At 63.9% G+C, this 13,165-nt stretch carries 15 protein-coding genes and 1 other RNA gene; 14 read left to right on the top strand and 2 right to left on the bottom strand.

All coding sequences use genetic code 11. The features are described from left to right. Positions 1–272, bottom strand: a transfer-messenger RNA (tmRNA) gene (gene ssrA, locus ABSG20_RS16305); the annotation flags it as partial. A gap of 77 nt (positions 273–349) precedes the next feature. On the opposite strand from ssrA, the gene ABSG20_RS16300 reads away from it, so the two are divergent. The 7 genes from ABSG20_RS16300 to ABSG20_RS16270 all read left to right on the top strand — a co-directional run bounded on the left by ABSG20_RS16300 (position 350) and on the right by ABSG20_RS16270 (position 6,336). Further along, the gene (locus ABSG20_RS16300; protein ID WP_423865541.1) at positions 350–952 is read left to right on the top strand and encodes a chromate transporter; all 603 of its coding nucleotides are present in this window, start codon (positions 350–352) and stop codon (positions 950–952) included. Further along, positions 949–1,482: a chromate transporter gene (locus ABSG20_RS16295; protein WP_423865540.1), complete on the top strand. Its 534-nt coding sequence runs from the start codon at positions 949–951 to the stop codon at positions 1,480–1,482. Before ABSG20_RS16300 ends, ABSG20_RS16295 begins: the two co-directional genes overlap by 4 nt. A 22-nt stretch (positions 1,483–1,504) precedes the next feature. Further along, positions 1,505–2,020: a dihydrofolate reductase gene (locus ABSG20_RS16290; protein WP_423865539.1), complete on the top strand. Its 516-nt coding sequence runs from the start codon at positions 1,505–1,507 to the stop codon at positions 2,018–2,020. A gap of 160 nt (positions 2,021–2,180) precedes the next feature. Further along, positions 2,181–3,335 (top strand): FtsH protease activity modulator HflK, encoded by a 1,155-nt coding sequence (hflK, locus tag ABSG20_RS16285; RefSeq protein ID WP_423865538.1) that lies wholly within the window; start codon positions 2,181–2,183, stop codon positions 3,333–3,335. Next, the gene (gene hflC, locus ABSG20_RS16280; RefSeq protein WP_423865537.1) at positions 3,332–4,279 is read left to right on the top strand and encodes a protease modulator HflC; all 948 of its coding nucleotides are present in this window, start codon (positions 3,332–3,334) and stop codon (positions 4,277–4,279) included. The genes hflK and hflC overlap by 4 nt, the downstream gene beginning before the upstream one ends. A 97-nt stretch (positions 4,280–4,376) precedes the next feature. After that, on the top strand, positions 4,377–4,577 hold the full coding sequence (locus ABSG20_RS16275) for a DUF2065 domain-containing protein (protein WP_423865536.1): 201 nt from the start codon (positions 4,377–4,379) through the stop codon (positions 4,575–4,577). A gap of 241 nt (positions 4,578–4,818) precedes the next feature. Further along, positions 4,819–6,336 carry a Do family serine endopeptidase gene (locus tag ABSG20_RS16270; RefSeq protein ID WP_423865535.1) on the top strand — a complete coding sequence of 506 codons (1,518 nt, stop codon included), beginning with the start codon at positions 4,819–4,821 and terminating at the stop codon, positions 6,334–6,336. A 46-nt stretch (positions 6,337–6,382) separates the two neighbouring features. Here the strand turns inward: ABSG20_RS16270 and serB are convergent, their stop codons facing one another. Then, positions 6,383–7,294, bottom strand: a complete 912-nt coding sequence (serB, locus tag ABSG20_RS16265) for a phosphoserine phosphatase SerB (RefSeq protein WP_423865534.1) — start codon at positions 7,292–7,294, stop codon at positions 6,383–6,385. A gap of 6 nt (positions 7,295–7,300) precedes the next feature. On the opposite strand from serB, the gene miaA reads away from it, so the two are divergent. The 7 genes from miaA to ABSG20_RS16230 all read left to right on the top strand — a co-directional run. Continuing rightward, positions 7,301–8,236, top strand: coding sequence for a tRNA (adenosine(37)-N6)-dimethylallyltransferase MiaA (gene miaA / locus ABSG20_RS16260; protein ID WP_423865533.1), 936 nt, complete (start codon positions 7,301–7,303; stop codon positions 8,234–8,236). A gap of 370 nt (positions 8,237–8,606) precedes the next feature. Then, positions 8,607–10,382 (top strand): acetolactate synthase 3 large subunit, encoded by a 1,776-nt coding sequence (locus ABSG20_RS16255; protein ID WP_423865532.1) that lies wholly within the window; start codon positions 8,607–8,609, stop codon positions 10,380–10,382. A gap of 9 nt (positions 10,383–10,391) precedes the next feature. Then, positions 10,392–11,378 (top strand): threonine dehydratase, encoded by a 987-nt coding sequence (locus ABSG20_RS16250; RefSeq protein WP_423865531.1) that lies wholly within the window; start codon positions 10,392–10,394, stop codon positions 11,376–11,378. Positions 11,379–11,397: 19 nt separating this feature from the next. Then, positions 11,398–11,940: an acetolactate synthase small subunit gene (ilvN, locus tag ABSG20_RS16245; protein WP_423865530.1), complete on the top strand. Its 543-nt coding sequence runs from the start codon at positions 11,398–11,400 to the stop codon at positions 11,938–11,940. Positions 11,941–11,943: 3 nt separating this feature from the next. Then, positions 11,944–12,639 carry a class I SAM-dependent methyltransferase gene (locus tag ABSG20_RS16240; protein WP_423865529.1) on the top strand — a complete coding sequence of 232 codons (696 nt, stop codon included), beginning with the start codon at positions 11,944–11,946 and terminating at the stop codon, positions 12,637–12,639. A 49-nt stretch (positions 12,640–12,688) separates the two neighbouring features. Continuing rightward, entirely contained in the window at positions 12,689–12,952 is a 264-nt protein-coding gene (locus ABSG20_RS16235) for an AbrB/MazE/SpoVT family DNA-binding domain-containing protein (RefSeq protein WP_423865528.1), read from the top strand. Next, positions 12,933–13,165 (top strand): type II toxin-antitoxin system PemK/MazF family toxin (locus tag ABSG20_RS16230; protein WP_423865527.1); only part of this gene is annotated, 233 nt, incomplete at its 3' end. The genes ABSG20_RS16235 and ABSG20_RS16230, both read left to right, overlap by 20 nt.

The raw sequence follows: 13,165 nt of genomic DNA, 5'->3' as shown, positions 1-13,165 counted from the left end.
AACCGCTTACGCGGCCTGAGCAACCGGAGCATAGTTGTCGTTTGCAACTATTGCATAGCCCGATAACGGCGGAACCATACCGGGAAAAAACACGCCCTTTACGCCCTCGTCGATCCTGTTTCGCCCCCGCCGAAGCCCGTCGGCGGCGGGCTTTGGTGGAGGCGCCGGGTACTGCCCCCGGGTCCGAATGGTTTATTGCGACGGCCATTTATTTCCATAGCCGGCATACCGGCTGCAGTAATATAGCCTGCAAAAGCGGGAAAAACAGGGCCTGCGCGGCCCGATTTGGGGACCGAAAAAACGCCGAATTGGGTTGGCGTTGGCGTGCCGCCCGTTCTAAATCTTGATGATGCCCCCGGATTCGCCGCCGGCCGCCCTTGCGGCGCCGGAACTCCCAATACCAAGCCCGCCCGGCCTGATCGCGCTGTTTGTCGCGTTCGCCAAAATGTCGCTCGCGGGCTTTGGCGGCGTGCTGGTCTGGGCGCGGCGCAGCATCGTCGAGCAGCACCGTTGGATGACGGCCGAGGAGTTCAACGAAACCTTCGCGTTGTGCCATTTCCTGCCCGGCCCCAACATCGTCAATCTGTCGGTGGTGTTTGGATCCCGCTTTCGCGGTATCGCCGGCGGCATCGCGGCCTTCGCCGGGCTGGTCGGTCCTCCCGTGGTCATCGTGACGATATTGGCCGCGCTTTATGCGCGTTTTGGCGAAATCGATGCCCTGCGGCGTATCCTGGCCGGCGTGTCCTGCGCGGCGGTCGGTCTTTTGATCGCCGTCGTTTTCCGCATGATGATGCCGCTGGTGCGCAAGCGCGAACCGGTCAGCCTGCTGGTCCTGCTCGCGGTCTTTATCGCCATCGGCCTGTTACGGCTGCCGTTGCCGGCGGTGTTGCTGGTGGCGTTTCCGCTCAGCATCGCCATCGCCTTTGCCATGTACCGGAAGGCTCACGCATGACTGCCGGCCAAAGCCCGGTTTGGACCCTGCTCTGGACCTTCGGGCTGATGTCGCTGTTCGCGGTCGGCGGCGCCAATTCCGCCATTCCCGAGATGCACCGGGTTGCGGTCGATGTCCGGCACTGGTTGACCGATCAACAATTCGCCGATGTCTACGCGATATCGCAGCTCTCGCCGGGGCCCAATGTCCTGATCGTGACCCTGATCGGCTACTCCGTCGCCGGCCTTTCAGGCGCGCTGGCCGCAACGCTTGCGATGTGTGTCCCGACCGCCGTGTTGGCCTATTGCGTCAGCCACCTCATGACGCGATCGAGTCGTTCGCGCTGGCCCGGCATCATCCATACGGCATTGGTTCCGCTGTCGATCGGATTGATGGGCGCCAGCGGGTTCATCCTGGCGCTGACTGCCGACCGCAGCTGGACCGGCGCGCTGGCGACCGCCGCGGCCGCGCTATTGGCTTTTGTCACCCGGCTCAATCCGCTGTGGTTGCTGCTGGCTGGCGGCTGTCTGGGATTTGCGGGCGTGATCTGACCAAAGAGGCGACCGACACTGCGTGATTGACATCGTCCTTATTGCCGCCGTCGCCGACAACGGCGTGATCGCTTCTCATGGCGCGCTGCCGTGGCGGCTGGGGTCCGATCAAAGGCGCTTCAAGGCGATGACGCTCGGAAAGCCCATCGTGATGGGACGCAAGACTTTTACATCACTGCGCGGGCCGCTTCCCGGACGCACCAATATCGTCCTCACGCGCGATGTGGATTTTCGTGCCGCGGGCGCGGTGGCGACAAATTCGTTTGCGCAAGCCCGCGCCGTCGCGACCGGCGACGCGCTGCGGCGTTGCACCGCCGAAATCGCCGTGATCGGCGGCGCGGAAATCTACCGGCAATGGATAACCATCGCCGATCGCCTGGAGATTACCGAAGTCCACGTTCGGCCCGCGGGCGAAACCTGTTTTGCGGCGATTGATCCGGCTGACTGGGAAGAGGTTGTGCGCGTGCGACATTCGTCCGGCCCGGACGACAGCGCCGACTTTTCCTATGTAACATATCACCGGCGGAAGGCGCATTAACCGCATTCGGCAATGTTTACATTGACAATTACTGCTTCAAGCATAGCTGCTTTCCGCCGGAAGCTTGCGTTGTAAGGTCCGGGGCGGTCCCCTATAAGGCCGTGCAGGCGTTGCGAGGCCGGGCGTGTCTAGGCCCTGCGGCCCGCCAAGGAGACTGTCGATGCCGTGGAAGAATCAAGGCGGAGGCCCATGGGGCTCGGGTCCGAAGGGGCCGTGGGGCTCCGGCCCGCAGCCGGTGGGACCGCGACCGCCCGATCTGGAAGACCTGCTGCGCCGCGCCCAGGATCGGCTGCAGCAGTTGCTGCCGGGCGGGTATTTCAGTGGCATCGGCATCGCGCTGTTGCTGCTGGCGGCATTGGCGATCTGGGGTATGTCGGGCTTTTATCGGGTGCAATCCGAAGAACTCGGCGTGGTGCTTCGGTTCGGCAAATATGTGCGCGATGCGCAGCCCGGATTGAACTATCACCTGCCGTATCCGATCGAGACCGTGCTGCTGCCGAAGGCGCTGCGCGTCTCCACCATCTCGATCGGCATGACGCTGATCGACGATCCGGCGCGGCGCGGCCGGACCATGCGCGACGTGCCGGAAGAAAGCCTGATGCTGACCGGCGACGAGAATATCGTCGACGTCGATTTCACCGTGCTGTGGCGGATCAAGCCGAAAGGCGCCGCCGATTATCTGTTCAACATCCAGAACCCCGAAGGTACCGTGAAGGCGGTCGCCGAGAGCGCGATGCGCGAGGCCGTTGGCAAGGCCAACATCCAGCCGATCCTGACCGGCGCGCGCACCTCGACCGAGCAGAGCGTGCAGGAACTGATGCAGCGGACGCTGGACAATTATGGCTCCGGCATCCTGGTGCAGCAGGTGCAGATGCAGAAGGTCGATCCGCCGGCACAGGTGATCGACTCGTTCCGCGACGTCCAGGCGGCGCGCGCCGATCTCGAGCGCCTGCAGAACGAGGCGCAGACCTATGCCAACCGCGTCGTTCCCGACGCCAAGGGGCGGGCCGCGCAGATAACGCAGGCCGCCGAAGGCTACAAGCTGCAGGCGGTGGCCGAAGCCAAGGGCCAGAGCGCGCGCTTCCTGAAGGTCTATGACGAATACAAGAAGGCGCCCGATGTCACCCGGCAACGCATCTATCTGGAGACCATGGAGCGCATCCTCGGCGGCTCCGAAAAGCTCATCTATGACGGCGGCGGTTCGTCGTCCTCGCAGGGCATCGTGCCGTATCTGCCGCTCAACGAGCTGACGCCCAAGCGTCCGCCGCCGGCGACCACGGGCCAGCCGCAACAGACCAGCGGAGCAACGAGATGAGATCCCCGGTCGCAGGCATTGTTGCGCTATTGATGCTGTTGGCCGTCGTGATCATCGGCTACAGTTCGGTCTTCACCGTGGACATGACCGAACAGGCGCTGGTGGTCCGGCTCGGCGAGCCGCAAACCCCGGTCACCGATCCGGGCCTGCATTTCAAGGCGCCGTTCATCGACACCGTCATCGACATCGACAAGCGGATTCTCGATCTGGAGAATCCCTCGCAGGAAGTGATCGCGTCGGACCAGAAGCGGCTGGTGGTCGATGCCTTCGCCCGCTACCGCATCAAGGACCCGCTGCATTTCTATCAGAGCGTCGGCTCGATCCAGGCCGCCAACATCCAGCTGACCACGCTTTTGAATGCGGCGCTGCGCCGCGTGCTTGGCGAGGTCACCTTCATCCAGGTGGTGCGCGACGAGCGCGAAAAGCTGATGGGGCTGATCCGCGACCAGCTCGATCATGAAGCCGCCGCCTACGGCATCCAGGTGGTCGACGTGCGGATCCGGCGTGCCGACCTGCCGGAGCAGAACAGCCAGGCCGTCTACCAGCGCATGCAGACCGAGCGGCAGCGCGAGGCCGCCGAGTTCCGCGCCCAGGGCGGCCAGAAGGCGCAGGAGATCCGCGCCAACGCCGACCGCGAAGCCACCGTCATCGTCGCCGAGGCCAATTCCACCGCCGAGCGGACCCGCGGCGAGGGGGACGGCGAACGCAACCGGCTGTTCGCCGAGGCCTATGGCCAGGATCCGAATTTCTTCGCCTTCTACCGCTCGATGACCGCCTATGAGAACGGCCTGAAGAGCAGCGACACCCGCTTCCTGCTGCGGCCGGATTCCGACTTCTTCAAGTTCTTCAGTAACTCCTCCGGCAAGCCGCCGGACGCTCCGGCAGCGGCCGCCACCGCTGCGCCGATGACATCGCCGGCCACCCCGGCGGCGCCGAAGCCGTGAGCGCGCTGGGCTAAGGTGAGATCAAAGCGCGAAGCAAGAACTTCATGCTTCGTGCTCGCTAAAAGTAAAACAATAACAAACGGGAGGTTGCTATCCGATGAGGTCCATAGCGTTCGCCGACTTCCTCATCGGTGTGGGCATTCTGTTTGTGCTGGAAGGCCTGATGTTCGCGGCAATTCCGACCTGGATGCGCCGGGCCATGAAGAGCGCTCTGGCGACGCCGGATAATATCCTGCGCGCGGTCGGCATCGGGTCGGCGGTGGTGGGGCTGATCCTGATATGGGCGGTTCGACGGTAAAACCCCGGTCATGCCAGGGCGCGCGCCAAGTGCGCCGCCCCCGGGCGGCAAGTGCTGCGCCGCCCCGGCAATGTCGAGCGGGGAACAACGCCATCGTGAGTGGCGGCGACCCGTTTTTCGCCGTATTAAGCACCACCCATGGCGGCGAAATGCTAAAAGCCCCAATGCTTGCGCCGCGACCCCGTTCGGGCGCACTGTAGATCTTCAAATCCGACCCGTTGTTTAAGGAGCCAGATTGAACATGACCGGTGCGATTCCAGCCTTTTGTCATCGCCTGCGTCCGATGCTGGCCGCGATCTGGCTTGGCGCGATCTGGCTTGGTGCCGCCAGCGTCCTGATTTCAGCCCCGGCACTGGCGCGCGGCCCCGAGGGCATCGCCGATGTCGCCGAGAAGGTGATCGACGCGGTGGTGAATATCTCGACGTCACAGACCATCGAAGCCAAGGGCGGTGGGGCTGAGGGCAGGGGCGCGATGCCGCAACTGCCGCCGGGTTCGCCGTTCGAGGAATTCTTCGACGATTTTTTCAAGAACCGCCGCGGCGGCCCGGGCGGCAAGGGCGGTGACCTGACGCCGCGCAAGACCAACTCGCTCGGATCAGGCTTCATCGTCGACGCCTCGGGCATCGTCGTCACCAACAATCACGTCATTGCCGATGCCGACGAGATCAGCATCATCATGAACGACGGCAGCAAGTTCAAGGCCGAGCTGGTCGGCCTCGACAAGAAGACCGATCTGGCGGTGCTGCGATTCAAGCCGACCAAGCCTTTGACCGCGGTCAAGTTCGGCGATTCCGACAAGCTGCGGCTCGGCGAATGGGTGGTCGCGATCGGCAATCCCTTCAGCCTCGGCGGCACGGTGACGGCCGGTATCGTCTCGGCGCGCAACCGGGATATCTCGTCCGGGCCCTATGACAACTATATCCAGACCGACGCCGCCATCAACCGCGGCAATTCCGGCGGTCCGCTGTTCAATCTCGATGGCGAAGTGATCGGCGTCAACACCCTGATCATCTCGCCGTCGGGCGGCTCGATCGGGATCGGCTTCGCGGTGCCCTCCAAGACCGTGGCCGGCGTGGTCGATCAGCTCCGGCAGTTCGGCGAGCTGCGCCGCGGCTGGCTTGGCGTCCGCATCCAGCAGGTCACCGACGAAATCGCCGAAAGCCTCAACATCAAGCCCGCGCGCGGCGCCCTGATCGCCGGCGTCGAGGACAAGGGCCCGGCCAAGCCGGCCGGCATCGAGCCGGGCGATGTCGTGGTGAACTTCGACGGCAAGGACATCAAGGAGCCCAAGGATCTGTCGCGCGTCGTGGCCGATACCGCGGTCGGCAAGGAGGTCGACGTCGTCATTATCCGTAAAGGCCAGGAGCAGACCCGGAAGGTAACGCTCGGCCGCCTCGATGACGCTGACAAGCCGGTAGCGGCCTCGGTCAAGACCCAGGAGCCCGCGGAAAAACCGGTGACGCAAAAGGCGCTCGGCCTTGATCTTGCGACGCTGAGCAAGGATCTGCGCGGCCGCTTCAAGATCAAGGACAGCGTCAAGGGCGTCGTCATCACCAGTGTCGATGACGCCTCCGATGCCGCCGACAAGAATCTCGGTCCCGGTGACGTCATCGTCGAGGTGGCGCAGGAGGCTGTCGGCAATGTCGCCGACGTCAAGAAGCGCGTCGACCAGCTGAAGAAGGACGGCAAGAAATCCGTGTTGCTGTTGGTCTCCAACGCCGACGGCGAACTGCGCTTCGTGGCGCTGAACGTGCAGTAGAAGCGGCTTGCGCCACAGCGCATGTGTCGTTCCGGGGACCGAGAGATTACCCGCCCACAAACTCCTCTCGCTTGTACCCCTGCGCGTACAATAACGCCGTCAGATCGCCGTGATCGATCCGCGCCGCGGCGGCGGCGGCGACGGTAGGCTTTGCCCGATAGGCGACACCCAAACCTGCCTCTCCGATCATGCCGAGATCGTTGGCGCCGTCGCCAACCACCAGCGTGTCGATGGCGTCGAGATCGAAGGATTCGGTGAGTTCGACCAGGGTCGCGAGCTTGGCGGCGCGGCCCAGAATGGGTTCTTCGACTTCGCCGGTCAGTTTGCCGTCGGCTACCTTGAGGCGATTGGCGCGGTTTTCCTGAAAGCCGATGAGGCTGGCGACCGCGTCGGTGAACAAGGTAAAGCCGCCCGAGATCAGGCTGGTCCAGGCGCCGTGGGCGCGCATGGTCGCGACCAGCTCGCGGCCACCCGGCGTCAGCGTGATTCGCGTCTTCAGCACCTCGTCGACGATGCCGACTGGGAGGCCCTTCAACAGTGCGACGCGCTCGCGCAGCGCCGGCTCGAACGCGATCTCGCCGCGCATTGCGCGTTCGGTAATGCCGGCGACATGCGCTTTCAGGCCGGCAAAGTCGGCCAGCTCGTCGATGCATTCCTGGCCGATCATGGTGGAATCCATGTCGGCCAGAAAAAGCTTCTTGCGCCTGAAGGCCCGAGGCTGCACCACGATATCGATCGGCAGGTCGCCGCGGGCGGCGCGCAAGGTGTTTTCGATGGTCCTGAGGTCGCTACTGCCTTTGAGCGGGGCCTTGCCTTCGAAGGGAATATCGACGGCGACTTCGTCGAACAGCCATAGCGCCGGCCCGGGGGAAGGCAGGACCGCCCGCGCGCCGTCGACGATGGTCGAATCAAGCGCGGGGTCGGCGGGATTGCAGATCAGCGTGGCGACGAGAGACATCCGGACGTGCATTCGCAAGGGCAAACCAACAAGGCCGTGCTTATCGCAGGGCCGACCGCCAGCGGCAAGTCGGCGCTGGCGCTCGAACTGGCGCAGCGGACCCAAGCCGTCATCATCAATGCCGATTCCATGCAGGTCTACCGCGACCTCCGGGTGATCACGGCGCGGCCGACGCCGGATGAGGAGACGCTGGCTCCCCACCGGCTCTATGGCCAGGTCGACGCTGCCGTGAACTTTTCCGCGGGCGCCTGGGTGGCCGACGCCGCTGTTGTGCTCGCGGAGGCGCGGGCGCAACAGCGGCTGCCGATTTTTGTCGGCGGCTCGGGGCTCTATTTCAAGGCACTGACGCGCGGCCTGGCGGCGGTGCCGCCTGTTCCCGCGGCTGTCCGCGAAGGCGTGCGCGCGCGGCTGGAAATCGATGGCGTGGAGGCGCTGCATGCCGAGCTGGCGCGCCGCGATCCGGCCGCAGCTGAACGGCTAGAGCCACGCGACCGCACCCGCATCGCCCGCGCGTTGGAAGTAGTCGAGGCGACCGGGCGTTCGCTGACCGTCTGGCATCGCGACGGCCTGCCGCCGCTGTTGCCGCCGGGAACATTTTTTGCGGTGTTTCTCGAACCCGATCGCGATCGGCTTTATGCAGGGATCGATGCGCGTTTCGCAGCGATGCTGCAGGCCGGCGCGCTGCAAGAGGTCGCGGCATTGGCGGCGAGGCAGCTCGATCCGCTGCTGCCGGCGATGAAAGCCCATGGCGTGCCGGCGCTGATCCGCCACCTCAAGGGCGAGATCACGCTGGATGAGGCGGCGGAGATCGGCTGCGCCGACACCCGTCATTATGCCAAGCGGCAGTTCACCTGGTTCAGGCACCAGCTGCCTGAATTCCAATGGGTGAAGCCGGAGCAGGCGGGCGCGTGGCTGGAAAGTGTCATTCCGGGGCACGAGTGAAACGAGCGAACCCGGTGTCTCCAGATTCCGGGTTCGTGCTTCGCGCGCCCTGGAATGACGGAATGTTAAAAAACACGCTCGCCGAACGCTCGCAACCCCGCTAAGCTACGGATGTCGCGCCCCCTGCCGCCTTTTCCTTGACTTTCAGGGTTTGGCAGGTATGTTGCGCGCAACCTTTGGGAAGTATCGGCGGTCATATGCGAAATAAAATTACAAAACTCCTTATCGTCGTCGTACCCAGGCGCACCGCCGGGGATGGCTAGGCCATCCACTCACGGGCGGTGTGCATGGGGCCTCTTGGGCCCCTTTTTATTTTTCCGAAAACCCGAACAGAAGAAGCCGCGCCCGAACGGCGCATCCGGAGCAAGCCATGAGCGAAACCAGCCACGATCCGAACCAGATGAGCGGCGCAGCCATGATCGTGCGGGCGCTGATCGATCATGGCGTCAAGCACATCTTCGGCTACCCGGGCGGCGCCGTGCTGCCGATCTATGACGAACTGTTCCAGCAGAGCGAGATCGAGCACATTCTGGTGCGGCACGAGCAGGGCGCCGGCCATGCCGCCGAAGGCTATGCCCGTTCCACCGGGAAGCCGGGCGTGGTGCTGGTGACCTCGGGGCCGGGTGCCACCAACATGGTGACGCCCTTGACCGACGCGCTGATGGATTCGATCCCGCTGGTGTGCATCACCGGCCAGGTGCCGACGCACCTGATCGGCAACGACGCCTTCCAGGAATGCGACACCGTCGGCATCACCCGGCCCTGCACCAAGCACAACTGGCTGGTGCGCGACGTCAACGATCTGGCCAAAGTGCTGCACGAGGCGTTCTACGTCGCAAGCTCCGGCCGTCCCGGCCCGGTCGTGGTCGACGTGCCGAAGGACGTGCAATTCGCACTCGGCCGCTATCACCCGCCGCGCAAGTCCGATGTCCACGTCTCCTACGCGCCGCGGTTGAAGGGCGACGCCACCCAGATCCGCAAGGCGGTGGCGCTGCTCGCCACAGCCAAACGTCCGGTGATCTATTCCGGCGGCGGCGTCATCAATTCCGGACTGGAGGCCTCGAGGGCGTTGCGCGAACTGGTTGAAATCACCGGATTCCCGATCACCTCGACCCTGATGGGGCTCGGCGCCTATCCGGCGTCGGGCAAGAACTGGCTCGGCATGCTCGGCATGCACGGCACTTACGAAGCCAACATGGCAATGCATGATTGCGACGTCATGCTGTGCGTCGGCGCGCGCTTCGACGACCGCATCACCGGGCGCACCGACGCGTTCTCGCCGGGCTCCAAGAAGATCCACATCGATATCGACCCGTCCTCGATCAACAAGAACATCCGTGTCGACGTCCCGATCATCGGCGACGCCGGCAATGTGCTCGGCGATCTGCTGCAGGTGTTCAAGGCGGAGGCCTCGAGGCCGGACATAAGAGCCTGGTGGCACGAGATCGCGAAATGGCGCGCGCGCCATTCGCTGTCCTACAGAAAGAACAGCGATATCATCCTGCCGCAATTTGCGATCGAGCGGTTGTTCGCGCTGACGCGCGGCCGCGACGTCTATATCACCACCGAAGTCGGCCAGCACCAGATGTGGGCGGCGCAGTTCTTCGGCTTCGAGGAGCCGCACCGCTGGATGACCTCGGGCGGTTTGGGCACCATGGGCTATGGCCTGCCGGCGGCGCTCGGCGTGCAGGTCGCCCATCGCGACAGCCTCGTGATCGACATTGCCGGCGACGCCTCGGTGCAGATGACGATGCAGGAGATGTCGACGGCCGTTCAATACGAATTGCCGATCAAGATTTTCATCCTCAACAACCAGTATATGGGCATGGTGCGGCAATGGCAGCAGCTGTTGCACGGCAACCGGCTGTCGCATTCCTATTCCGAAGCCTTGCCGAATTTCGTCAAGCTCGCGGACGCCTTCGGCTGCGTCGGCATCCAGGCCATCAAGCCCGGTGATCTCGACGGCGCGATCAAGGAGATGATCAGAGTCAAGCGCCCGGTGCTGTTCGATTGCCGGGTGGCGGCGCTGGAAAATTGCTTCCCGATGATCCCCTCCGGCAAGGCGCATAACGAAATGCTGTTGCCGGTGGAAGCCACCGACGAAGCTACCGCCACCGCCTTCGCCGGCGGCAAGGCACTGGTGTGAGGCTAGCGCATGTTTGATCTCACCGAGCTGGAACGTGCGCACGCCATCGTTGGCGCGGCGATGCCGCCGACGCCGGCGCACGCCTGGCCATTGCTGTCGGAGCGGCTCGGCACGACGACCATCGTCAAGCATGAGAACCATACGCCGATCGGCGCCTTCAAGGTGCGCGGCGGGCTCGTCTATGTCGATCGCCTGAAGCGCGCGCAGCCGCACAGCAAAGGCCTGATCTCGGCAACGCGGGGCAATCACGGCCAGAGCCTGGCCTTTGCGGCGGCCCGCTATGGCGTGCCGGTGACGATCTACGTACCGTGCGGCAATTCGACCGAGAAAAACCGGGCGATGCGGGCGTTGGGCGCCAATCTGATCGAATACGGCGAGGATTTTCAGGCCGCCCGCGAGGAGGCCGAGCGCCGCGCCAGCCTTGACGGGCTCGAATTCGTGCCCTCCTTCCATCCCGATCTGGTGAGGGGGGTCGCGACCTACGCGCTTGAACTGTTGCGCCAGGCGCCGGACCTCGATGTGCTCTATGTTCCGATTGGGCAGGGATCGGGCATCTGCGGCTGCATTCTGGCGCGCGATCTGTTGGGGTTATCGACCGAAATCGTCGGCGTGCAGTCGACCGAGGCGCCGTCCTATGCGCTGTCCTTTGCGGCCGGCACGGTGGTGAAAACCAACAGCAGCCAGACGCTGGCCGATGGCCTGGCGACACGCGTTCCGGATCCAGATGCGCTCGCGATCATTCGCAAGGGCGCCTCGCGCATCGCACAGGTCACCGACGCCGAAGTGGCGGCGGCGATCCGGGCCTACTGGACCGACACGCATAACCTCGCGGAGGGCGCCGGCGCCGCGGCGCTCGCCGCCGCGCTGCAGGACAGACCCGACATCCGCGGCAAGCAAGTGGGCCTGATCCTGAGCGGCGGCAATATCGATCTCGACCTGTTCAGGCGATGGGTGATGCCGGAAGCGGCCTCCGTCGCCGGCAAGGTGATGGTGTGAGGATGCAAAGGAAACAACCATGAGCCAGCCCGCATCCGCCTATTTCATGGAAGAGCGCCATGACCCGGTCGAGGCCCACACGCTTTCGGTGCTGGTACAGAACGAGCCGGGCGTGCTGGCGCGGGTCATTGGATTGTTCTCGGGGCGAGGCTACAACATCGAAAGCCTCACCGTCTCCGAGACCGAAAGCCAGAAGCACCTGTCCCGCATCACCATCGTCACCACGGGGACGCCGATGGTGATCGAGCAGATAAAGCACCAGCTCGACCGCATGGTTCCGGTGTATCGGGTGGTTGACATGACGCTGTCCGGCCGCTCGATCGAGCGCGAACTGGCGATGGTCAAACTGCGCGGCACCGGCGAGCATCGCGTCGAGTCGCTGCGGCTGGCGGAAGCGTTCCGCGCCCGCGTCATCGACGCCACAACCGAAAGTTTTGTGTTTGAGATCACCGGCAACTCCGCCAAGATCAACCAGTTCATCGACCTGATGCGCCCGCTCGGCCTCGTCGAGGTCTCGCGCACCGGCGTTGCCGCGATCGGGCGCGGGCCCGAGGGGATGTGAGTCATGCTGGCGCGCGACTGGTACTACAATGAGCGGCGGCAGATCGGCCTGGATTCGGCCGTGGCCTCGATCTACGACCGCCATGACGACAGCGACCTCCGCGCCCGCGCGGCGCTGACCATGCTGGGCGTGCAGCGCGGCTGGCGGGTCGCCGATATCGGCTGCGGCCACGGCGTTCTCGCCTGCGAGGCCGCGCTCTTGGGCGCCGAGGTCGACGCGATCGATATTTCGCCGGCGATGCTGGCGTTGGCCAATATTCACGCCAGGGATTGCAGAGTCGCGATCCGCACCCAGCCGGCGGGACTCCTCAGTTTCGCCTATCAGCCGAATTCATACGACCTGATCGTCAGCGAGTTCACGCTGCATCATCTGCCCGATTTCTGGAAAGCGGTGGCGCTGTCGCGGATCTATCATGCGCTGAAGCCAGGTGCCGATTTTTACCTGCGCGACATCGTCTTTGTCAGCATGCCCGATGGCAGGGAACGCGATGTAGAGGAATGGGCCGATTTCAGCATCAAGAACCATGATTTCGAGCGCCACAGTGTCATCACCCATATGCGCGACGAATATTCGACCTTCGGCTGGGTGATCGAGCGCATGCTGACCGAAATTGGCTTCACGCTGGTCGCAGTCGATTATCACGCGCCGCTGCACGGCACCTATTTGTTGCGGAAACCGAAGCACGGCGAACAAGGCTAGACAAACCAGCCTTAGGATATACAATGTATCAACATCCGGAGCTGGCGTTATGAAGGGTCAGATTGCTCAATGGGGGAATAGCGCCGCCGTGCGCCTGCCAAAGTCCGTATTGGAGGACTTGAGGCTTGCGCCCGGCAGCGAGGTTGAAATGTGGGTCGAAGGTCGAGAACTCCGCATCCGAGCCATCCCGCCCGTGACCAGCCACCGTCTCGAGGATCTGCTTGCTCAGATTGATCCTCGTTTCATCCCGGAACTCGAAGACTGGCCGCCGGTCGGCGCGGAGATTGTCGAGGATGACTATTCCCGCCGGTGACAACATTCCCGATCAAGGTTCTCTTGCCTACGTCAACTTTGATCCCCGGGTAGGACATGAGCAATCCGGCAATCGTCCGGCCGTGATTATCAGTCCATACGGTTATCACGCCAAGACACCCTACATGATTGTTTGTCCAATCACTTCAAATACAACGGCATACCCATTCAAGGTCATACTGCCGCAGGGATTGGCAGTCGGCGGGGCGGTCTT

This window comes from Bradyrhizobium sp. (assembly GCF_049512235.1).
Lineage (GTDB): Bacteria > Pseudomonadota > Alphaproteobacteria > Rhizobiales > Xanthobacteraceae > Bradyrhizobium.
Note: the sequence above shows the minus strand (reverse complement) of the source record. Positions and strands in the feature narration are given on the sequence as shown.